This is a genomic window from Pseudomonas sp. S12(2018) (assembly GCF_024355235.1).
Classification (GTDB): Bacteria; Pseudomonadota; Gammaproteobacteria; order Pseudomonadales; family Pseudomonadaceae; genus Aquipseudomonas; species Aquipseudomonas palmensis.
Map to the genome: position 1 here is coordinate 50,397 of NZ_QLAD01000011.1, position 19,973 is coordinate 70,369.

Annotated in this window: 19 protein-coding genes; 14 read left to right on the plus strand and 5 right to left on the minus strand. The window is 66.6% G+C overall.

Going from position 1 to position 19,973, the window contains the following annotated elements; genetic code table 11:
- Positions 1-54: 54 nt before the first annotated feature.
- On the plus strand, positions 55-1,680 hold the full coding sequence (locus DN388_RS22850) for a methyl-accepting chemotaxis protein (RefSeq protein ID WP_054915676.1): 1,626 nt from the start codon (positions 55-57) through the stop codon (positions 1,678-1,680).
- A 141-nt stretch (positions 1,681-1,821) separates the two neighbouring features.
- Here DN388_RS22850 and fabB read toward each other — a convergent pair whose 3' ends face one another.
- The 5 genes from fabB to DN388_RS22875 all read right to left on the minus strand — a co-directional run bounded on the left by fabB (position 1,822) and on the right by DN388_RS22875 (position 8,701).
- A complete protein-coding gene (fabB, locus tag DN388_RS22855) occupies positions 1,822-3,042 on the minus strand; it encodes a beta-ketoacyl-ACP synthase I (protein WP_054915677.1) in 1,221 nt (406 codons plus the stop codon).
- A gap of 11 nt (positions 3,043-3,053) precedes the next feature.
- Positions 3,054-3,569, minus strand: a complete 516-nt coding sequence (gene fabA, locus DN388_RS22860) for a 3-hydroxyacyl-[acyl-carrier-protein] dehydratase FabA (RefSeq protein ID WP_043863120.1) — start codon at positions 3,567-3,569, stop codon at positions 3,054-3,056.
- A gap of 205 nt (positions 3,570-3,774) precedes the next feature.
- Entirely contained in the window at positions 3,775-5,700 is a 1,926-nt protein-coding gene (locus tag DN388_RS22865) for an ATP-binding protein (RefSeq protein ID WP_116053358.1), read from the minus strand.
- Positions 5,697-6,590, minus strand: a complete 894-nt coding sequence (locus DN388_RS22870) for an ABC transporter substrate-binding protein (protein ID WP_255002142.1) — start codon at positions 6,588-6,590, stop codon at positions 5,697-5,699. The genes DN388_RS22865 and DN388_RS22870 overlap by 4 nt, the downstream gene beginning before the upstream one ends.
- On the minus strand, positions 6,590-8,701 hold the full coding sequence (locus DN388_RS22875; protein WP_255002145.1) for a TonB-dependent receptor: 2,112 nt from the start codon (positions 8,699-8,701) through the stop codon (positions 6,590-6,592). Before DN388_RS22875 ends, DN388_RS22870 begins: the two co-directional genes overlap by 1 nt.
- 170 nt (positions 8,702-8,871) lie before the next feature.
- Between DN388_RS22875 and DN388_RS22880 the strand changes: the two genes are divergently transcribed.
- The 13 genes from DN388_RS22880 (at position 8,872) to kdpC (ending at position 19,959) form a co-directional block, all read left to right on the plus strand.
- Positions 8,872-9,897, plus strand: coding sequence for an NAD(P)H-dependent glycerol-3-phosphate dehydrogenase (locus tag DN388_RS22880; protein WP_043863116.1), 1,026 nt, complete (start codon positions 8,872-8,874; stop codon positions 9,895-9,897).
- A gap of 16 nt (positions 9,898-9,913) precedes the next feature.
- Complete coding sequence (locus DN388_RS22885; protein ID WP_043863115.1) at positions 9,914-10,261, plus strand: DUF4389 domain-containing protein; 348 nt, start codon at positions 9,914-9,916, stop codon at positions 10,259-10,261.
- Positions 10,258-10,713 carry a phosphohistidine phosphatase SixA gene (gene sixA / locus DN388_RS22890; protein WP_255002149.1) on the plus strand — a complete coding sequence of 152 codons (456 nt, stop codon included), beginning with the start codon at positions 10,258-10,260 and terminating at the stop codon, positions 10,711-10,713. The genes DN388_RS22885 and sixA overlap by 4 nt, the downstream gene beginning before the upstream one ends.
- A gap of 26 nt (positions 10,714-10,739) precedes the next feature.
- On the plus strand, positions 10,740-11,183 hold the full coding sequence (locus tag DN388_RS22895) for a hotdog fold thioesterase (protein WP_043863113.1): 444 nt from the start codon (positions 10,740-10,742) through the stop codon (positions 11,181-11,183).
- An 81-nt stretch (positions 11,184-11,264) separates the two neighbouring features.
- Entirely contained in the window at positions 11,265-11,612 is a 348-nt protein-coding gene (locus tag DN388_RS22900; RefSeq protein ID WP_043863112.1) for a hypothetical protein, read from the plus strand.
- A 92-nt stretch (positions 11,613-11,704) separates the two neighbouring features.
- Entirely contained in the window at positions 11,705-12,499 is a 795-nt protein-coding gene (locus DN388_RS22905) for an alpha/beta fold hydrolase (protein ID WP_255002161.1), read from the plus strand.
- Positions 12,496-13,347, plus strand: coding sequence for an alpha/beta hydrolase (locus DN388_RS22910; protein WP_100634702.1), 852 nt, complete (start codon positions 12,496-12,498; stop codon positions 13,345-13,347). Before DN388_RS22905 ends, DN388_RS22910 begins: the two co-directional genes overlap by 4 nt.
- Before the next feature lie 115 nt (positions 13,348-13,462).
- On the plus strand, positions 13,463-14,272 hold the full coding sequence (locus DN388_RS22915) for a DUF4892 domain-containing protein (protein WP_043863109.1): 810 nt from the start codon (positions 13,463-13,465) through the stop codon (positions 14,270-14,272).
- Between the two features lie 11 nt (positions 14,273-14,283).
- A complete protein-coding gene (locus DN388_RS22920) occupies positions 14,284-15,336 on the plus strand; it encodes an AI-2E family transporter (RefSeq protein ID WP_043863108.1) in 1,053 nt (350 codons plus the stop codon).
- A gap of 193 nt (positions 15,337-15,529) precedes the next feature.
- On the plus strand, positions 15,530-15,619 hold the full coding sequence (gene kdpF, locus DN388_RS22925) for a K(+)-transporting ATPase subunit F (RefSeq protein WP_043863107.1): 90 nt from the start codon (positions 15,530-15,532) through the stop codon (positions 15,617-15,619).
- Between the two features lie 8 nt (positions 15,620-15,627).
- Entirely contained in the window at positions 15,628-17,322 is a 1,695-nt protein-coding gene (kdpA, locus tag DN388_RS22930) for a potassium-transporting ATPase subunit KdpA (protein ID WP_255002165.1), read from the plus strand.
- 10 nt (positions 17,323-17,332) lie between these two features.
- Complete coding sequence (gene kdpB / locus DN388_RS22935) at positions 17,333-19,384, plus strand: potassium-transporting ATPase subunit KdpB (protein ID WP_043863105.1); 2,052 nt, start codon at positions 17,333-17,335, stop codon at positions 19,382-19,384.
- A gap of 14 nt (positions 19,385-19,398) precedes the next feature.
- On the plus strand, positions 19,399-19,959 hold the full coding sequence (gene kdpC / locus DN388_RS22940) for a potassium-transporting ATPase subunit KdpC (protein WP_054915735.1): 561 nt from the start codon (positions 19,399-19,401) through the stop codon (positions 19,957-19,959).
- The last annotated feature ends 14 nt before the right edge of the window (positions 19,960-19,973 follow it).

The window sequence follows — 19,973 nt, forward strand, 5'->3', positions numbered from 1 at the left end:
TAATAAGCACGTCAGCTGCATGACCGATGCAGCGCTTTTGGAGGGAACCGGAAGATGAGCTTGAGACGTTTGAACATTGCGCCGCGGGCAGGTCTGGGGTTTGGTCTGGTAGCGTTGCTGGTGTTTGCATTGGGGGCCTTCTCGCTCCTGCAGATGAGCAGCATGCGCCAGCAGTCCGAACAGGTCGACAGCAACTGGCTGCCCAGTGTGATCTCGGTGGGGCAGATCAGCCAGGACATGTTCCGGATACGGGCGCTGACCCTGCGCCTGCTGCTCAACAGCGACAACGCCGCGCAGCAGCAGACCCATTCACGCATCGAGCAGATCAAGGGCGAGCTGGGCAAGGAACAGCAACGCTACCAGGCCCTGATTGCATTGCCCGAGGAGCAGGCGCTGTTCGACCGCTACCTCAAGCTCGAGCAGCAGTACCTGAGCTATCAGGCACGGGTAGTGCAGATGGCCCTGCAGGGCCAGACAACGGAGGCGGTGGCGCTGGTCAACGGTGAGATGAACCAGCTGGCCGATCAGCTCACCACCACCCTCAACGAGCTGATCGCCCTCAACAACCATCACGCCAACATGGCCACCGAGCTTGCCGGCACGGTGTATGAGCGTGCCCGCGTGTGGGTGGTCGGCCTGCTGGTGGCCGCACTGGTGCTCACCGTGGTGCTGGCGCTGACCTTGACCCGCAGTATCGTGCGCCCGCTGGCGCAATCGCTGCAGGTGGCCGAGGTGGTCGCCACCGGCGACCTGACCCCGCAGATCAACGTGGAGGGCAGTGACGAGCCGGCGCGCTTGCAGGCGGCCCTCAAGCAGATGCAGCAGAGCCTGCGCGATACCATCGGGCGTATTTCCGATTCGTCCAACCAGCTGGCCTCGGCGTCCGAAGAGCTCAGCGCAGTGACCGAGGACGCTACCCGCGGCCTGCACCAGCAGACCCAGGAAATCGAGCAGGCCGCCACCGCCGTGAACCAGATGACCGCCGCGGTGGAAGAGGTGGCGAGCAATGCGGTGGCCACCTCCCAGGCCTCGACCGAGTCCGATCGCATTGCCCGTCAGGGGCGCGAGCAGGTGCGCCTCACGGTAGCGTCGATCGAGGCGCTGGCCGATGGCGTTACCGCCAATGCCGCGGAAGTCGGGCAGTTGGCCGAGCAGGTGCACGGCATCACCAAGGTGCTGGATGTGATCGGTTCGATCGCCGAGCAGACCAACCTGCTGGCCCTGAACGCGGCCATCGAGGCGGCGCGGGCGGGGGACGCCGGGCGCGGTTTTGCAGTGGTGGCCGACGAGGTACGGGCACTGGCCCATCGTACCCAGCAGTCGACACGGGAAATCGAACAGATGATCGGTGGCATCCAGGAGGGTACCGACCGGGCGGTGGAGGGCATGCAGCAGACCAACCAGCGCGCCCAGGGCACCCTGGATGGCGCGCATGCGGCGGGTACGGCGCTGGAAGAGATTGCCACGGCCATCAGCCTGATCAACGAGCGCAACCTGGTGATCGCCAGTGCGTCCGAGCAGCAGGCACAGGTGGCGCGGGAGGTGGACCGCAACCTGACCAACATCCGCGACCTGGCGCTGCAGAGCTCGGCGGGGGCCAACCAGACCAGCGCGGCGAGCCAGGCGTTGTCGCAGCTGGCCATCGAGCTCAATACGCTGGTGGGCAGGTTTTCGGTGTAACGCCTTTGGCCGGCAAGGCCGGCCCCTACAGGCATCGCGTGCCCTGTAGGAGCCGGCCTTGCCGGCCAATTGCCCCGAAAGCCGCAAACAAAAACGCCCCGAACCAGTCGGGGCGTTTCTACAGCAGGGGCGAGCCCTTGCTTACTTGCCAGCCCAGCGCTTGAGCACCAGGGTGGCATTGGTGCCGCCGAAACCGAAGCTGTTGCTCATCACGGTGTCGATCTTGGCATTTTCGCGGGTTTCGCGCAGAACTGGCAGGTCGGCCACTTCCGGGTCCAGCTCGTCGATGTTGGCGGAGCCGGCAATGAAGTTGCCTTCCATCATCAGCATGCAGTAGATCGCCTCGTGAACGCCGGCAGCGCCCAGCGAGTGGCCCGACAGGCTCTTGGTGGAGCTGATGGCCGGGGCCTTGTCGCCGAACACTTCACGCACACCCTTCATTTCGGCAACGTCACCGACCGGGGTCGAGGTGCCGTGGGTGTTCAGGTAGTCGATCGGGGTGTCGACGGTGGACAGCGCCTGCTGCATGCAGCGGATCGCGCCTTCGCCACTTGGGGCAACCATGTCGTAACCGTCGGAGGTCGCGCCGTAGCCAACGATTTCGGCGTAGATCTTCGCGCCACGGGCCAGAGCGTGCTCCAGCTCCTCGACCACTACCATGCCGCCACCGCCGGCGATGACGAAACCGTCACGGTCGGCATCGTAGGCGCGCGAGGCTTTTTCCGGGGTGTCGTTGCGCTTGCTGGACAGTGCGCCCATGGCGTCGAACAGGAACGACTGGCTCCAGTGCTCTTCTTCACCGCCACCGGCGAACACCACGTCCTGCTTGCCCATCTGGATCTGTTCCATCGCGGTACCGATGCAGTGCGCGCTGGTGGCGCACGCCGAGGCGATGGAGTAGTTCAGGCCCTTGATCTTGAACGGGGTGGCCAGGCACGCCGACACGGTGCTGCTCATGGTGCGGGTAACGCGGTATGGGCCGACGCGCTTGACGCCTTTTTCGCGCAGGATGTCCAGCGCTTCCATCTGGTTCAGGGTCGAGGCGCCGCCGGAACCGGCGATCAGACCGGTGCGCGGGTTGGACACCTGCTCTTCGCTCAGGCCCGAGTCCTTGATCGCGTCCTGCATCGCCAGGTAGGCGTAGGCGGCTGCGTGGCCGACGAAGCGATAGACCTTGCGGTCGATCAGCTCTTCGAGGTTGAGGTCGATGGAACCGGAAACCTGGCTGCGCAGCCCCATTTCCTTGTATTCCGGGTTGAAACGGATGCCCGGACGGCTTTTACGCAGGTTTTCGGAGACGGTCTCTTTGTCATTGCCCAGGCACGATACGATGCCCAGACCTGTGATTACGACGCGGCGCATGCGAATAACCCTTAGAAATTTTCAGTGGAGGTAAATACACCGACCCGAAGGCCTTCGGCGGTGTAGATCTCGCGGCCGTCGACGCTGACCGAGCCATCGGCGATGGCCATGTTCAGCTTGCCTTTCAGGACGCGCTTGATGTGGATGTTATAGGTGACTTTCTTGGCGGTCGGCAGTACCTGACCGAAGAACTTCACTTCGCCCGAACCCAGGGCCCGGCCACGGCCTGGCAGGCCTTGCCAGCCCAGGAAGAATCCGACCAGCTGCCACATGGCATCCAGGCCCAGGCAGCCTGGCATCACCGGGTCGCCTTCGAAATGGCAGGCGAAGAACCACAGGTCTGGACTGATATCCAGCTCGGCGACCAACTCACCTTTGCCGTACTTGCCACCCTCTTGGCTGATGTGCGTGATGCGATCCACCATCAGCATGTTAGGGGCGGGCAGTTGCGCGTTACCTGGGCCGAACAGCTCACCGCGACTGCAGCGCAGCAGGTCTTCCCGGGTAAAGGCGTTTTGTTTGGTCATGCGAGCTCCTCAATAGTCACCGTGCGGCACGGGGTAGATCTTCCCGACCGACCCAAAAGCCTCAGGCTTGGGGCGGCAGCCTACACATAGACTATTGCGTTGTAGTGAAAGTCACAGCACAGGGGACGAAGATGTACACTTGTGCACTGAAATTTTTATGACAAGCCCGGCAAGGGCCCGGTTCAGTCTGTAAGACTGCCGCACTTTAGCATTTATCGCCAGTCACAGATGCCTGTGCGGGCAGCCAGCGTTGCAGAATCTGCTGCAGATCAATGCGTTTGAACGGCTTGGTCAGGTAGTCGTTCATGCCGGCGGCCAGGCAGCGTTCGCGATCGCCCTGCAGCGCGTTGGCAGTCAGGGCGATGATCGGCATGGCTGCGGCATGGGGGATCTGGCGGATGCGCCGGGTGGCCTCGTAGCCGTCGATGACCGGCAGGCGGCAATCCATCAGCGTGGCGGCAAAGCGCTGGCGGCTGGCCAGCGCCACCGCCTGGGCGCCATCGGCGGCCACGCACACCTCGAACCCCAGGCTGCGTAGCATGGCCTGGGTCACGGCCTGGTTCACCGGGTTGTCCTCCACCAGCAGGATGCGCCGGCCCTGGCCAGGGTCACTGTTGTCGGCCCTGGGCGCAGGCAGCGTGGGGTTCTGCTGCATGCATAGCGCCAGCGGCATTTCCAGGGTAAAGGTCGAGCCCCTGCCTTCACGGCTTTCGGCACGCAGCGTGCCGCCCATGCGCTCGGTCAGGGTGCGGGCGATAGACAGCCCCAGGCCGGTACCGCCGTAACGTCGTGAAATAGAACTGTCGGCCTGCTGGAAGGCCACGAACATGGTTTCCAGGCGCTCGCTGTCGATACCGATGCCGGTATCGCGCACCGCACAGGTGAACCAGATCAGTTGTCGGTCCAGTACCTGCCAGCGCGGTTCGATCTGCACGCTGCCGTGTTCGGTGAACTTCAGCGCATTGCCGATCAGGTTCACCAGCACCTGGCGGATGCGGGTCGGGTCGCCGGCCACGCGCAACTGTTCCATGCCCGGCGGCAGTGGCGCCAGCAGCAGCAATCCGCGCTGCTGGGCGACGTGCTGGAACGACTGCGTGCAACTGCCCAGCAGCTCGGCCAGGTTGAACTCGATGTGCTCCAGCTCCAGCGTCGTGCGCTCGATCCGCGAGAAGTCGAGGATGTCGTTGATCACCTTGAGCAGATGGCCGGTGGACTCGCTGGCCACGGCCGCGTACTCGCTCTGTTCTTCGCTCAGCGCGGTGGTCTGCAGCAGTTGCAGCATGCCCAGCACCCCGTTCATGGGGGTGCGCAGCTCGTGGCTCATCATCGCCAGGAAGTCCGACTTGGCCTTGTTCGCCTGTTCCGCTTCCTCGCGGGCCTGGATCAGCTGGGCGATGGCCTGTTGCTGCTCGTGGCTGGCCTGTGCCAGGCCGCTGGCCAGGTTGTTGATGTGGCGGGCCAGGTGGCCCAACTCGCTGTCGTCGACCACCGGCAGCGGCGCGTTGAAGTCGCCTTTCTGGATGGCCTTGACCGCGTGCCCCATGTCGCTGATCGGACGCGACAGGCTGCGCGCCAGGCGCCGTGCGAGGATGAAGGTGAACAGCAGGGCGAACAGGGCCAGGATCGCGGCCTTGATCACGATTTCCTGCTGGCGCTGGTTGAAGGCGTCATCGGACATGCCCACGATCACCCGGCCCAGGTAATCGTCCTTGCGGGTCGAGGCCGAGCCGCCGTTGTGCAGGAAATCGCTGTCCAGAAAGATCCGCTGCAGGCGGATAGGCGCCTGGAACACCTCGACCTGCTGGGGGCGGTTCTCGTGCTCGTCGGCCTGCTCGACATACACCAGGATGTGGTTTTCGCTGTCCTGCACTTCGAGAAAGCGCACATGCGGGATGGTCAGGGTGGCGCGCATCAGGCTCTCGAGCACTTCGTCATTGCCCGAAATGACCCCGTATTCCGAGGCCGGTGCCAGTTGGTTGGCGATCAGCTGGCCGGTATGGTTGAGCTCCTGGCGCAAGTCCTGGATGCGTACGAAGGTGAAGAAGCTGATCAGCAGCAACGTCAGCAGCAGGGCCGGCCCCAGGCTGATGATCTGGGTGCGGGTACTGATATCCCAGGTCAGTTTTTTCATCGGTGCTTCTCTCCTGCGGCCACGGCCTGCTGTGCGGCCACCGAGTCTATCGCCTCGATGCCCAGGGCTCGGGCCACCTGCTGGTTGCCGGCCACGCGAAATCGCTCGGGGTACAACGTCCGCGGCCAGGCCGCCGGCGGCTGGTCGAGCAGGCGGTCGAGCACCGCCAGCCAGTCATGCTGGTCGCTCAGGGTACTGGCCAGCCCGCCGGCGCGCACGAACCCGGCATTCGGACCGATCAGCGGGACCTGGCGTGCATAGCTGCTCAGCAGCAGGTGCTTGGCCGTGGTGGCGTTGTACAGCAGTGGGTCGTCCAGGCCCAGGAGCACATCGCTGTTTTTGAGCACGGCCTGCAGCGGCCGATTGTCACGCGGGTCGGGCCAGGCCTGGGCGATGATCTCAAGGCGCAGCGCCTTGGCCGCCTGGCGCAGCTCGTCGAGCAGGAACCGGCTGTTCTCGGTATATAGCACACCAATGCGCCTGGCCTGGGGCAGCAGGTAGTGGGCCAGGCGCAACTGGCGCGCGGGCGGCGGGTCGCTCCACAGCAGGCTCAGGTAGGACGGGCGTCGGTCGCCCAGGTGCCGGCTGGCCTGTACCCGGCTGACCCGCAAGGCCAGCGTCGGCGGGCCTTCGGCCTGTTTCAGGCGCCAGTCCAGTGCGGCCAGGTCGAGCAGAATCAGGCGCGTGCCCGGCTTGAGCCTGTGCCCGGCAGGCAGTTCTGACACGGCGGTGAAGCGCACGTGATCGGTGGGGCGCTGCGCGCGCAGGGCGGTGACGAAGTCGCGCACGCCTGCATTGCCCTGGGCGGCGGTAACCAGAATGTCTGCGGCCGCCAGTGCGCTCAGCGGCCACGCCAGCATCAGCACCAGGCAAGCGTGCAGCAGGCGCATCAGAATTCCAGCTCCGCGCTCAGGTACAGCACCTGCCGGCTGTCGTAGCGGTTCTGCCAGTTGCTGGTGGGCTCGTCATCCAGGCGTTGCTGAAGCATCCCGGCCAGCTCCAGGCTGGCGTTGCGGATGGGGATGCGCCTGGCCACGCGCAGGTCGACACGCTCGAAGCGGTACTGGTTGAGGGCGTCGTCGCCGTAGTAGAACACTGCGCTCGACCAGCCTCGGCCCCAGTCGCGCAGCCAGCCGGCCGAGCCGCTGTTGCGTGCGCTGAGGTGGCGGTCATCGGGGTTGCTGGCCCAGGCATCGACATAGGCGTAGGTCAGGCGCAGGCGGTCGGTACTGCGCAGTTGCCAGTCCAGTTGCGCCTCGCTGCCGGTGAAACGCGCCTTGTTGGCGTTGCTGGCGATGGGCCGGTTGTTGCGCAGCGGTTCGCTGACCATGCCGGTGAGCTGGTCATGGAACAGCTTGATGTCCAGGCTCAGGCCGATTTCGCTGAAAAAGCCGTTGTAGCCCAGCTCCTGCGAGCGCATGCGTTCCTGGTCGAGGTCGCCCGGGCCGCGGGTGGTGACGAAGTACTCGGCGTGGCGCTGGCCGAAAGCGGCCGGGCGCAGGTTGTCGACGCGGTAGCTCCAGTTGACGTTGTTCTCGAACATGTCCGGCGAGCGTACCGCCTCCGAGTACACCGCACGCAGGCCGTGGCGCGGGGTGATCAGGTAGTTCACGGCCAGGCGCGGGGCCAGCGAGCTGCCCGCCAGCCGGGTATCCTCGAACATCGCGCCGCCCTGCACGATCCAGTGTTCGTCGGCGCGCCACTCGAGCTGGCCGAACAGGCGCCAGGTGGTGTCGTCGAGGCTGCCATCGTAGTAGGTCTGCGAGTCGGCCCGGTCGTAGCGGTAGGCGACGCCGCTGACCAGGCGCAGGCTGTCGCTCAGGCTAAGGGTGTCCTGCAGCTCCAGGTCCAGGCGGCTTTCGCGGGTACTCTGGTCGATGTCGCCGCACACCGGGTTGGCACCGCCGTTGTGCCACTGCTGGCGGACCTCGCGGGCCAGCGCCTGCTCCTGGTCGCTGCCGGGAGGAATCGGTGCGTCGATGTTGCGGGCCAGGCGTTCGGTATAGCCCGGGTTGAGCCGCCACAGCTGCGCCAGTTGCGGGCTGAAGACGATGGCCGCATCGCACGCGCGCCACACCTGCTGGCGATCCCAGTGCAGCGCCGAACCCTGCAGGTACAGGCTGTGCCGCGGGTCCAGGTCGATGTTCCAGCGTACCGAGGCGGCGTAGTCCTTGGCATTCACGTCGGCGTTCGCCCCTGCGCCGCTAACGCCGGGGAACACCGGGGTATAGGCATAGGGGCGCTGCTCGCTGCCTTCCTTGGCGGAAAACTGCCAGTCCAGGCTCTGCTCGGCGTTCAGCGCATGGCTGGCGCTCAGGCTCAGGCGGTTCAGGCGGCGGCCATCGCGGTAGTGCTGGCCCTGCGCGTTGTGGTCAAAGCCGTCGTCCTGCTGGCCCGACAGCGACAGGCGCAGGTCGCCGCCGTCCCAGCCCAGGCCCTGGCTGGCGTACCAGTCGTCGATGCCGCGCTGGCCGCGGATCACCTTGAGCCGCGTGCCATGGCTGTCGGCCGGGCTGCGGGTGAGGATGTTGACCACCGCCATCAGTGCATTGGCGCCATAGCTGACGGTGTTGGGCCCGCGGAACACCTCGATGCGCTCGATATCCTCCAGTGCCAGCGGGATATCGCCCCAGTCCACCGTCGCCAGCCCCGCGCGGTACACCGAACGGCCATCGACCAGCACCTGCATGCGCCGCGCATCGTTGACGCTGCTGCCGTGGTAGTTGGCCGCCGGCTGGTTGCCCGCGCCGTAGCCGACCATCATGCCGGGCACCAGGCGCAGCAGTTCGGGTACGTTGCGCGCGCCGCTGGCGCGGATCAGCTCACTGTCGAGCACGCTCATGCTGCCGGGCACCGCCGCCGGCGACTGCCTGAGGCGGGTGGCGGTCAGGATCTGCGGCAGCGCCTGGCTGTCGACGAACAGGTCGTCCGCCACCGCCGGACCGCCCAGCAGGGCAGTCAGCAGAACCAGCGGGCGCGAGGGGGGAGGGCCAAGATGCACGGCGCGGCCTTGATGGCGGGTATCGAGCGGGCATGTTAACCGAGTAGCCGGCTTTTTCCAGCGATCAAACCCGCATTGCTGCGGTCCAATCGCACATCTGGCGCTGGCCGTGGCCTTAACGCTCCGTATAATGCGGGGGTCGCCACTTTATTGGTTTTAACGGATTGGATATGACTGAACAGCAGCCTGTTGCAGTTCTTGGAGGCGGGAGCTTTGGTACCGCCGTGGCGAACCTGCTGGCCGAGAATGGTGTCGAGGTACGGCAGTGGATGCGCGACCCCGAGCAAGCCGAGGCCATGCGCAACAACCGCGAAAACCCGCGCTACCTCAAGGGCGTGAAGATCCACCCGGGCGTCGAGCCGGTCAACGACCTGCTGGCCACCCTGCAGGCCTGCGAGCTGATCTTCGTCGCCTTGCCGTCCAGCGCCCTGCGCAGCGTGCTGGCGCCCCATGCCGAGCTGCTGAGCAACAAGCTGCTGGTGAGCCTGACCAAGGGCATCGAGGCGCACACCTTCAAGCTGATGAGCCAGATTCTCGAAGAGATCGCCCCACAGGCGCGCATCGGCGTGCTCTCCGGGCCCAACCTGGCCCGCGAGGTGGCCGAGCACGCGCTGACCGCCACCGTGGTCGCCAGCGAGGACGAGCAGCTGTGCCAGCGGGTCCAGGCCGTGCTGCACGGGCGTACCTTCCGTGTCTATGCCAGCAACGACCGCTTTGGCGTCGAGCTGGGCGGCGCCCTGAAGAACGTCTATGCCATCATCGCCGGCATGGCGGTGGCGCTGGGCATGGGCGAGAACACCAAGAGCATGCTGATCACCCGCGCGCTGGCCGAGATGACCCGCTTCGCCGTCAGCCAGGGCGCCAACCCGATGACGTTCCTGGGCCTGGCCGGTGTCGGCGACCTGATCGTCACCTGCTCTTCGCCCAAGAGCCGCAACTACCAGGTCGGCCATGCCCTGGGCCAGGGGCTGAGCCTGGACGAGGCGGTAAACCGCCTGGGCGAGGTGGCCGAAGGGGTCAACACCCTCAAGGTGCTCAAGGCCAAGGCCGAGCAAGTGCAGGTGTACATGCCGCTGGTAGCCGGTCTGCATGCCATCCTGTTCGAAGGCCGGACCCTGAGCCAGGTGATCGAGCTGCTGATGCGCGGCGAGCCGAAAACCGACGTCGACTTCATTTCCACCAGCGGTTTCAACTGAATTACAGGAGCAGGGCATGAACGAGTCCCCAAAACAGGCGCAGCGCGAATCGATCATCTTGCGTGTGCTGTGGATGCTGGTGTTCCTACTGGTATGGCAACTGGCCGAGCTGCTGCTGGGTGGCCTGGTGGTGGTGCAACTGGTGTACCGGCTGATCTACGGCGCACCCAGTGCCAGCCTGATGAACTTCGGCGACAGCCTGAGCCAGTTTCTGGCCCAGATCGGTCGCTTCGGCAGTTTCCACACCGACCAGAAGCCCTGGCCGTTCGCCGACTGGCCCACCCCGCGCGCGCCGGAAGGCGAAGCCGCCCACAGCGTGCCGCCTGCGCCACACCCGGCGCGTGACGAAGAGCCCAAGCTGTGAGGCTGTGGGTACTGCGCCACGGTGAAGCCGAGCCCCGCGCCAACAGCGACGCCGAACGCCGGCTGACCGCCCACGGTCGCGAGCAGGTGCTGCGCAGTGCCGCCCAGTTGCTCGGCTGCGCGCCGCAGGTGATCCTGGCCAGCCCCTATGTACGCGCGCAGCAGACCGCTGCGCTGGTCCACGAGGCGCTGGGTTTGGACAAGCCGGTGCAGACCGTGCCCTGGCTCACCCCCGAAAGCGACCCGCAGCAGGTCATCGCCGAGCTGGACAGGCTGGGGGTGGAGCAGGTGCTGCTGGTCAGCCATCAACCGCTGGTGGGCACGCTGGTGTGCCTGCTCGAGCATGGCCACCGCAAGGACCCCGCACCCATGGGCACCGCCAGCCTGGCCGAACTCGACGGCGAACACCCCCTGGCCGGGCTGATGACACTGCGCAGTCTCACTCCCCCCTGATCGCCAACCACGACAAGGAATGCTGCATGAGCCTCTGGAAAACCCAACCCGATATCGACCAGCTCAACGCCCGCCAGAAAGGCACCATTGGTGAAGTGCTGGATATTCGCTTCGAAGGCTTCACCGACGACTCCCTGAGCGCCAGCATGGTCGTCGACCAGCGCACCCACCAGCCGTTCGGCCTGCTGCACGGCGGCGCCTCGGTGGTGCTGGCCGAGAGCGTCGGCTCCATGGCCAGCTACCTGTGCATCGACACCACGCGCTTCTATTGCGTGGGCCTGGAGATCAACGCCAACCACCTGCGCGGTGTGCGTAGCGGGCGCGTCACGGCCACTGCCCGGCCTGTACACATTGGCCGAAGCACCCATGTGTGGGACATCCGCCTGAGCACCGAAGACGGCAAGCTCAACTGCATCTCGCGCCTGACCATCGCCGTCATCGCGCTGGGCGACAACCCACCGGCGACCTGATATTTCTACCAGTTGTTGCCCATGCGCTGCCTTGCTAGCGTGCCCCCAGGACCCATCGGGGGCGCGAACAGGAGTTTGGCGATGAACACACCGGATCCGGAAATGGCAGGCTCGGCCTACTTCTACGACATCGTGCGCCAGGTCGAGCGTGCCCAGGCGCTGGATTTTGCCGAGTACAACGTGCTCAAGGACAGCGCCGAGGCCAAGCTCGACGAGTTGATGCGACGCCTGGAGGGGCTGCGTGAGCTCAGACAATTGCGCGAGACGGGCCGCCTGATGGGGCATCAGTTGCAGGCCACCTGCCTGGCACTGCGCCGGGCCGAACTGAGCCGCGAGCACAAGCGCAAGGCACGTGATGCGCTCGAGTACCAGTTGCTGTACCTGCAGGCCTGCCTGCGCCGTTCGATCGCCAGCTTCGACGCGAATTGACCTGATCGTCGTGCTCCCTGGCCTGTACGGATGTTGCCGGGTGTTGCCGCGGCGGGGAAAATGGCCCGATTCCCCTTCGCGGACAGGCGACCATGACGCAGCAGATCTTCTTCGCCCATGCCAACGGCTTCCCCTCGGCCACCTACGGCAAGCTGTTCGCTGCGCTGGCCCCCGATTATCACGTCACCCACCTGCCGCAGCACGCGCACGACCCGCGCTTTCCGGTCAACGACAACTGGCAGAACCTGGTCGATGAACTGATCCATCACCTGGAGCAGCAGCCCGAGCCGGTGTGGGGGGTAGGGCACTCGCTGGGCGGGGTGCTGCACCTGCACGCGGCGATGCGCTGCCCGCAGTACTACCGTGGGGTGGTGATGCTCGATTCGCCGGTGCTGACCCGAGCCGACGAGTGGCTGATCCAGCTGGCCAAGCGCTTTGGCTTCATTGACCGCATCACCCCGGCCGGCCGCACCTTGGGACGCCGCGAGGCGTTCGCCGACCGCGAGAGCGCCCGGGCCTACTTCACCGGCAAGGCGCTGTTTCGACAGTTCGACCCCGACTGCTTCGAGGCTTATCTGGAACATGGCCTGCAGGACGAGGGCGAGCAGTTGCGCCTGCGCTTCGACCCGGCCACCGAGATCAGCATCTATCGCAGCCTGCCCCACGTAAGCCCCGGCCCGGCCCGCCAGCTGACGCTGCCGCTGGCGATGGTGCGTGGCAGCCAGAGCCGCGTGGTACGCCGCCACCACGCGCATGCCGTGCGCAGCATGCCCAGGGGCGAGTTCCACAGCCTGCCGGGTGGGCACATGTTTCCGCTGGAGCGCCCGCATGACACCGCGAGCCTGATCAAGGGCCTGTTCGATCGCTGGCAGGAGGCGGTGCAATGAGTGGCGTGGAGGAAGTGCGCCTGAACCTGGGACACATCGAACTGGCAGCGCACCTGTTCGGCCCGCAGCAGGGCATCCCGGTAATCGCCCTGCATGGCTGGCTCGACAACGCCAACACCTTCGCGCGCCTGGCGCCCCGGCTGCATGGGCTGCGCATCGTGGCACTGGACCTGGCCGGGCATGGCTATTCAGACCATCGCCCGGTGGGCGCCGGCTACGCGCTGTGGGACTACGCCCACGACGTGCTGCGGGTAGCCGAGCAACTGGGCTGGCAACGGTTTGCCCTGCTCGGGCACTCGCTGGGGGCGATCATCTCGGTGATCCTGGCCGGTGCCTTGCCCGAGCGGGTCACCCGCCTGGCGCTGATCGACGGGGTGATTCCGCCCGGCGCCGGCCCCCAGGACACGGCCGAGCGCATGGGCATGGCCTTGCAGGCGCAGTTGCGCCAGGGCGGCAAGGGCAAGACCGTCTACCCCACCCTGGAGCTGGCGGTGCAGGCGCGCATGCAGGGCATGGTCGCGGTCACCCGCGAGGCCGCCGAGCTGCTGGCCCAGCGCGGCCTGATGCCGGTGCCGGGTGGCTACACCTGGCGCAGCGACAGCCGCCTGACCCTGCCGTCGCCGCTGCGCATGAGCGAAGAACAGGCGCTGACCTTCGTGCGCCGCATCGCCTGTCCGACCCAATTGGTGGTGGCCGCCGACGGCATGCTGGCGCGCAACACCCCCCTGCTCGAGCAGCTACCCTTCAAGCTGGAACAGCTGCCGGGCGGGCACCACCTGCACCTGAACGACGAGTCGGGCGCCAGCCTTGTTGCAGACTGTTTCAATCGCTTCTTTGCCATTTCTTGACTTGCGGCGGGCAACTGTCGAGGCTTGGCGGGTTGAACAGGGAGACAACCATGACCAAGCGCGACACCGTTGCACCTTTTTTCGCCATCGAGGCCCTTAGCGCCATGGCCCGCCAATGAGTATTTCGCGTCTGATTCGAACAGGCCTTGCCGGCCTGGCCGTGCTTGCCAGCACGCCACTGATGGCCGATCAACTGCCGATTCCGGTGGATGCCAAGGTAGTGGGCCAGACCAGTGCGCAGGAACTGGAGCAGGAACAGGAGCGGGTGTACCCCCTCGGTTCGCTGCGCAAGATCAGCAATGTGGTACGCATGGAGGGCAAGGTCGAGGGCCGCGGCAAGGTCAGCTATGCCACCTACCAGCTGCCGGCCGAGCGCAGTGCCAACGAAGCCTTTACCGCCGCCCGCGAAGCCTTGCAGACCGCAGGTGGCTATCCGCTGTTCTGGTGCCAGGGGCAGGACTGCGGTGAAAGCAGCCTGTGGTCGGCGCAGCTGGCCGGGCGATTCAACCTGACCGGTGCCGACAATCAGCAGGCGTTCATTCTGTTGCGCCGCTCCGGCGCCTCCAGCGACACCCTGGTTGCGCTGTACAGCATCACCAAGGGCAATCGGCGGGCGTACCTGCATGTCGAGGAGTTCGTGGCCAACGCACCGCTGGGCGAGGTGTTGCCCACGCCGGCCACCGTGCAGCGCGAACTGCTGAGCACCGGCAAGCTCGACTATGCCGACCTCAAGGGCGAACCGCAGCCGGCCTGGGTCAACCTGCTGTCGCGCAGCCTCAACCTGAACAGTACCTTGCGCGTGACCCTGACCGGCGCCCAGGCCGAGGCCTGGCGCGAGCAACTGGTCAAGGCCGGGGTGCGCGCAGCACGGCTTGAAGTGGGTACGCAGCCGGCTGCCGGGCTGCATGTCGAACTGATCCGCTGACCGGGGCCGCTATGCTCAACAACGATCGCCTGCTGGTGCAGATCATCCTTATCGGCCTGCTGGGGGCCGGTCTGTGGGTCATGGCCCCGTTCATTTCCGCGCTGCTGTGGGGGGCGATCCTGGCCTATGCCAGCTGGCCGCTGATGCGCCTGCTCACGCGCGTGCTCGGCGGGCGCGAAACCCTTGCGGCGAGCGTACTGACGGGCGTGTGGATGCTGCTGGTGGCATTGCCGCTGGTGTGGCTGGGCTTCAACCTGGCCGACCATATTCGTGATGCCACCGCGTTCGTGCGCGACGTGCAGGTCGACGGCCTGCCCGATGCGCCGGCCTGGCTGGGCGGCATACCCTTCGTGGGGGAGCGCCTGGTCGGCTTCTGGGACACCCTCGACCAGCAGGGCGCGGCCATGCTGGCGGCGATCAAGCCACACCTGGGGCAGGTGGGCAACTGGTTGCTGGCCCGCAGTGCGCAGATCGGCGGCGGGATTCTCGAACTGACCCTGAGCCTGGTGTTCGTGTTCTTCTTCTACCGTGACGGGCCGCGGCTGTCGGCCTTCGTGCTGCGCCTGCTGAACCGCCTGATTGGCGAGCGCGCCGAATACTACCTGGACCTGGTGGCTGGCACCGTGCAACGGGTGGTCAACGGCGTGATCGGCACCGCAGCGGCGCAAGCCCTGCTGGCGCTGATCGGCTTCCTGATCGCCGGGGTGCCGGGCGCGCTGGTGCTGGGCCTGGTGACCTTCCTGCTCAGCCTGATCCCCATGGGGCCGCCGCTGGCCTGGGTGCCGGCCACCGCATGGCTGGCGTGGCAGGGCCAGTACGGCATGGCGGTGTTCCTGGGGATCTGGGGCACGTTCATCATCAGTGGCGTGGACAACGTGCTCAAGCCCTACCTGATCAGCCGGGGCGGCAACCTGCCGCTGGTGATCGTGCTGCTGGGGGTGTTTGGCGGGTTGCTGGCGTTCGGCTTCATTGGCCTGTTCATCGGCCCCACGCTGCTGGCGGTGGCCTACAGCCTGCTGCTGGACTGGACCCGCAGCGAGCCGCAGCACCCGCCGCGGGCCTGATCGCACCGGCCTGGCTGGCCGGGCCGCCCTTGCCAGGCGCCGGCCCTGCCGGCCAACGGGGCGTCCCAGCCATGCCGATTCGCTCTCTTTACGCATTCTTTATACCCAACCCTCGCTAGCCCTCTCGCCCCTTTACGCCCCCCCTCCCGACAATCACCGTCAGCGGCACCGTGCCGCGGGACGGAGATTCTTCATGAGCATTCTGGACGGGGTGTCACTGCTGCTGGCAGTGGCGTTGTTTGTGTACCTGATGGCCGCGCTGCTGCGCGCCGATCGCGGTTAGGAGCAGCCATGCACAGTTACGATTACGCATTGCTGCTGGCCTTTTTCGCCCTGGTGCTGCTGCCGGCGCCCTGGCTGGGCCGCTTCTACTACAAGGTGATGGAAGGCCAGCGCACCTGGCTGAGCCCGCTGCTGGGGCCGGTGGAGCGGAGCTGCTACCGGCTGGCCGGGGTCGACCCTGCCACCGAGCAGAGCTGGAAGACGTACGCCCTGGCGCTGCTTGCCTTCAACCTTGCAGGCTTCGGGCTGCTGTTTGCCGTATTGCTGCTGCAAGGGCACCTGCCGCTGAACCCGCAGCACCTGCCCGGCCAGGAGTGGTCGCTGGCGTTCAACACCGCCGTCAGCTTCATGACCAACACCAACTGGCAGTCCTACAGCGGCGAAGCCTCGCTCAGCTACCTGAGCCAGATGCTCGGCCTCACCGTGCAGAACTTCGTCAGCGCCGCCACCGGCCTTGCCGTGCTGGTCGCGCTGTGTCGTGGCATTGCCCGACGCTCGGCCAGCACCCTGGGCAACTTCTGGGTCGACATGACCCGCGCCACCCTCTACGGGCTGCTGCCGCTGTGCCTGCTGCTGGCGCTGCTGCTGGTATGGCAGGGCGTGCCGCAGACCTTCACCGATTATGTGCATGCACTGACCCTGCAGGGCGCCGACCAGGTGATCCCGCTGGGCCCGGCTGCCAGCCAGATCGCGATCAAGCAGCTGGGCACCAACGGCGGCGGCTTTTTCGGGGTGAACTCGGCGCACCCGTTCGAGAACCCCAGCGCCTGGAGCAACCTGTTCGAGGTGGCCTCGATCATCCTGATTCCGGTGGCCCTGGTGTTCACCTTCGGCCACTACGTCAAGGACCTGCGCCAGAGCCGCGCGATCATCGCCTGCATGCTTGCGCTGTTCGTGATCGGCGGCGCCACCGCGCTGTGGTCGGAGTACCAGCCCAACCCCACCCTGAACAGCCCGCTGGTGGAGCAGACCGCGCCGCTGGAAGGCAAGGAGAGCCGCTTCGGCACCACCGCCAGCGTGCTCTGGAGCGTGACCACCACCGCGGCCTCCAACGGCTCGGTGAACAACATGCACGACAGCCTCAACCCGCTCAGCGGCATGGTCGCGCTGGTCAACATGATGGTCGGCGAGGTGATTTTCGGCGGCGTCGGCGCCGGGCTCTACGGCATGCTGCTCAACGTGCTGATCGCGGTGTTCCTGGCCGGGTTGATGATCGGTCGTACCCCTGAATACCTGGGCAAGAAGCTGCAGGCCCGCGAGGTGCAACTACTGGTCGCCACGCTGCTGGTGATGCCGGTGGGCGTGTTGGTGCTCGGCGCGCTGGCCACCAGCCTGCCGGCGCCTGCCGCCGCGGTCAGCAACCCGGGCCCGCACGGCTTCAGCCAGTTGCTGTACGCCTACACCTCGGCCAGTGCCAATAACGGCTCGGCGTTTGCCGGGCTGGGCGCCAACACCACCTTCCACAACCTGATGATCGGCCTGGGCATGTTGATCGGGCGCTTCGGCTACATCCTGCCGGTGCTGGCCCTGGCCGGCAGCCTGGCGCTGAAGAAGAGCGCGCCGGTGGGCCAGAACAGCTTCCCGACCCATGGCCCGCTGTTCGTCACGCTGTTGCTGGTGACCATCCTGCTGATCGGTGGCCTGACCTTCCTGCCGGCCCTGGCCCTGGGCCCGGTTGCTGAATACCTGAGCCTGGGCTTGTGAGGAGCCGACCATGAACCTGCCTGTTTCCGAAGTGAAGGCGGCCCCGTCCGCCACTGCCCGCACCACCTTCGCCGCGCTCTGGCGTCCGGCCCTGGTGCAGGCATTCGTCAAGCTCGACCCGCGCCAGCTCAAGCGCGCCCCGGTGATGCTGGTGGTGGAACTGACCGCTATCTTCACCACCCTGCTGTGCCTGCTGCCCAGCGACGTACCCACCGGCGTATCGGTGCAGATCGCCGTGTGGCTGTGGTTCACCGTGCTGTTCGCCAACTTCGCCGAGGCCCTGGCCGAAGGCCGTGGCAAGGCCCGCGCCGACAGCCTCAAGGCCGGCAGCCAGGGCCTGAACGCGCGGCGGCGCATGGCCTCGGGCGAGTTCGAGGTGGTGCCGGCCAGTGACCTGCGCAAAGGCGATGTGGTGCGTGTGGATGCCGGGGAGATGATCCCCGGTGACGGCGAGGTGATCGAAGGGATCGCCGCGGTCAACGAGGCGGCGATCACCGGCGAGTCCGCACCGGTGATCCGCGAGTCTGGCGGCGACCGCTCTGCGGTCACCGGCAACACCCGGCTGGTGTCCGACTGGCTGCTGGTGCAGATCACCAGCAACCCGGGCGAGTCGACCCTGGACCGCATGATCGCCCTGGTCGAGGGCGCCAAACGCCAGAAGACGCCCAACGAGGTGGCCCTGGACATCCTGCTGATCGGCCTGACGCTGATCTTCCTGGTGGTAGTGGTCACGCTGCAGCCCTTCGCGCACTTTGCCGGTGGCAGCATCCCGATGGTGTTTCTGGTGGCCTTGCTGGTGACCCTGATCCCCACCACCATCGGCGGCCTGCTGTCGGCCATCGGCATCGCCGGCATGGACCGCCTGGTGCGGCTCAACGTGATTGCCCGTTCGGGGCGTGCAGTGGAAGCGGCCGGCGACGTGCACGTGCTGCTGCTGGACAAGACCGGCACCATCACCTTCGGCAACCGCCGTTGCAGTGCGGTGCATGCCGCCCCCGGCATCACTGCCCGCGAGCTGGGCGAGGGCGCCTTGCTGGCCTCGCTGGCCGACGACACCGCCGAAGGCAAGTCGATCGTCGACTACCTGCGCCAGTTGCATGACTTCACCCCACCCGACGCTGCACACCTGGTGCCGGTGGCCTTCAGCGCCGAAACCCGCCTGTCGGGCGTCGACTTCGGCGCCCAGCGCTACCGCAAGGGCGCGGTGGATTCGGTACTGGCGTTCGTCGGCATGCAGCGCCTGGACCTGCCGGCCGCCCTGGCCCGTGAAGTCGACCGCATTGCCCAGAGTGGCGGTACCCCGTTGCTGGTGTGCGTGGACAAGCGCCTGCTGGGCGTTATCCACCTCAAGGACGTGGTCAAGCCCGGCATTCGCGAGCGCTTCGCCGAGCTGCGCAAACTGGGCATTCGCACCGTGATGGTGACCGGCGACAACCCGCTGACCGCCGCGGCGATTGCCGCCGAGGCCGGGGTCGACGACGTGCTGGCCGAGGCCACGCCGGAGAAGAAGCTGGCACGCATTCGCCAGGAACAGAACGACGGGCGCCTGGTAGCCATGTGCGGCGACGGTGCCAACGACGCCCCGGCGCTGGCCCAGGCGGATGTCGGCATGGCCATGAATGACGGCACCCAGGCGGCCCGCGAGGCGGCCAACATGGTCGACCTGGACAGCGACCCGACCAAGTTGCTGGATGTGGTACAGGTGGGCAAGGAGCTGCTGGTGACCCGTGGCGCGCTCACCACCTTTTCCATTGCCAACGACGTGGCCAAGTACTTCGCCATCCTGCCGGCGCTGTTCGCTGCGATCTACCCGCAGCTGGGCGTGCTCAACCTGATGCAACTGGCCAGCCCGCAGAGCGCCATCGTCTCGGCGATCGTGTTCAACGCGCTGATCATCGTGGTGCTGATCCCGCTGGCGCTGCGCGGGGTACGGGTGCAGGCCGCCAGCGCTGCCCACCTGCTGCGGCGCAACCTGCTGATCTACGGTCTGGGCGGGCTGCTGGTGCCGTTCGTGGGGATCAAGCTGATCGATCTGGCGCTCAATGCGCTGCACCTTGTGTGAACTGGGAGATGAACATGACGACGCTAGTACGCCCGGCCCTGAGCCTGATTGTGCTGATGACCCTGATCACCGGCGCGGTGTACCCGCTGGTGGTCACCGGGGTCGCCCAGGTGGCGTTCCCCGAGCAGGCCAACGGCAGCCTGCTGCGCGACGACAGTGGCCAGGTGCGCGGCTCGCGCCTGCTGGCCCAGCCGTTCAGTGGCGCGGGCTGGTTCCAGCCGCGGCCCTCGGCGGCCGACTATGCCACGGTGTCCAGCGGTGCCAGCAACCTGGCGCCGAGCAACCCGGCGTTGGCCAAACGCGTGGGCGAGCAGGCCCAGGCGCTGTATGTGCCGGCACAAGGCCCGGTGCCGCTGGCGCTGCTGACCACCTCCGGCAGCGGCCTGGACCCGCACCTGCCGCCAGCAGCCGTGGCCTATCAGCTGGCGCGGGTGGCAGCGGCGCGGCAATTGCCGCTGCCCACCTTGCAAGCCCTGGTGGAGCAGTCCACCCTGCACCCACTGGTGGGGCCGCCGGTGGTCAATATCCTGGCCCTGAATGCGGCCCTCGACCAGCTCGCACCTGCTTCGAAATAAGGACGTGTGTCGAC

Excerpts from the sequence above, each read along its gene's own strand:
- DN388_RS22850 (WP_054915676.1), top strand. The coding sequence starts at position 55 with ATGAGCTTGAGACGTTTGAACATTGCGCCGCGGGCAGGTCTGGGGTTT.
- fabB (WP_054915677.1), bottom strand. The coding sequence starts at position 3,042 with ATGCGCCGCGTCGTAATCACAGGTCTGGGCATCGTATCGTGCCTGGGC.
- fabA (WP_043863120.1), bottom strand. The coding sequence starts at position 3,569 with ATGACCAAACAAAACGCCTTTACCCGGGAAGACCTGCTGCGCTGCAGT.
- DN388_RS22865 (WP_116053358.1), bottom strand. The coding sequence starts at position 5,700 with ATGAAAAAACTGACCTGGGATATCAGTACCCGCACCCAGATCATCAGC.
- DN388_RS22870 (WP_255002142.1), bottom strand. The coding sequence starts at position 6,590 with ATGCGCCTGCTGCACGCTTGCCTGGTGCTGATGCTGGCGTGGCCGCTG.
- DN388_RS22880 (WP_043863116.1), top strand. The coding sequence starts at position 8,872 with ATGACTGAACAGCAGCCTGTTGCAGTTCTTGGAGGCGGGAGCTTTGGT.
- DN388_RS22885 (WP_043863115.1), top strand. The coding sequence starts at position 9,914 with ATGAACGAGTCCCCAAAACAGGCGCAGCGCGAATCGATCATCTTGCGT.
- DN388_RS22895 (WP_043863113.1), top strand. The coding sequence starts at position 10,740 with ATGAGCCTCTGGAAAACCCAACCCGATATCGACCAGCTCAACGCCCGC.
- DN388_RS22900 (WP_043863112.1), top strand. The coding sequence starts at position 11,265 with ATGAACACACCGGATCCGGAAATGGCAGGCTCGGCCTACTTCTACGAC.
- DN388_RS22905 (WP_255002161.1), top strand. The coding sequence starts at position 11,705 with ATGACGCAGCAGATCTTCTTCGCCCATGCCAACGGCTTCCCCTCGGCC.
- DN388_RS22910 (WP_100634702.1), top strand. The coding sequence starts at position 12,496 with ATGAGTGGCGTGGAGGAAGTGCGCCTGAACCTGGGACACATCGAACTG.
- DN388_RS22915 (WP_043863109.1), top strand. The coding sequence starts at position 13,463 with ATGAGTATTTCGCGTCTGATTCGAACAGGCCTTGCCGGCCTGGCCGTG.
- DN388_RS22920 (WP_043863108.1), top strand. The coding sequence starts at position 14,284 with ATGCTCAACAACGATCGCCTGCTGGTGCAGATCATCCTTATCGGCCTG.
- kdpF (WP_043863107.1), top strand. The coding sequence starts at position 15,530 with ATGAGCATTCTGGACGGGGTGTCACTGCTGCTGGCAGTGGCGTTGTTT.
- kdpA (WP_255002165.1), top strand. The coding sequence starts at position 15,628 with ATGCACAGTTACGATTACGCATTGCTGCTGGCCTTTTTCGCCCTGGTG.
- kdpB (WP_043863105.1), top strand. The coding sequence starts at position 17,333 with ATGAACCTGCCTGTTTCCGAAGTGAAGGCGGCCCCGTCCGCCACTGCC.
- kdpC (WP_054915735.1), top strand. The coding sequence starts at position 19,399 with ATGACGACGCTAGTACGCCCGGCCCTGAGCCTGATTGTGCTGATGACC.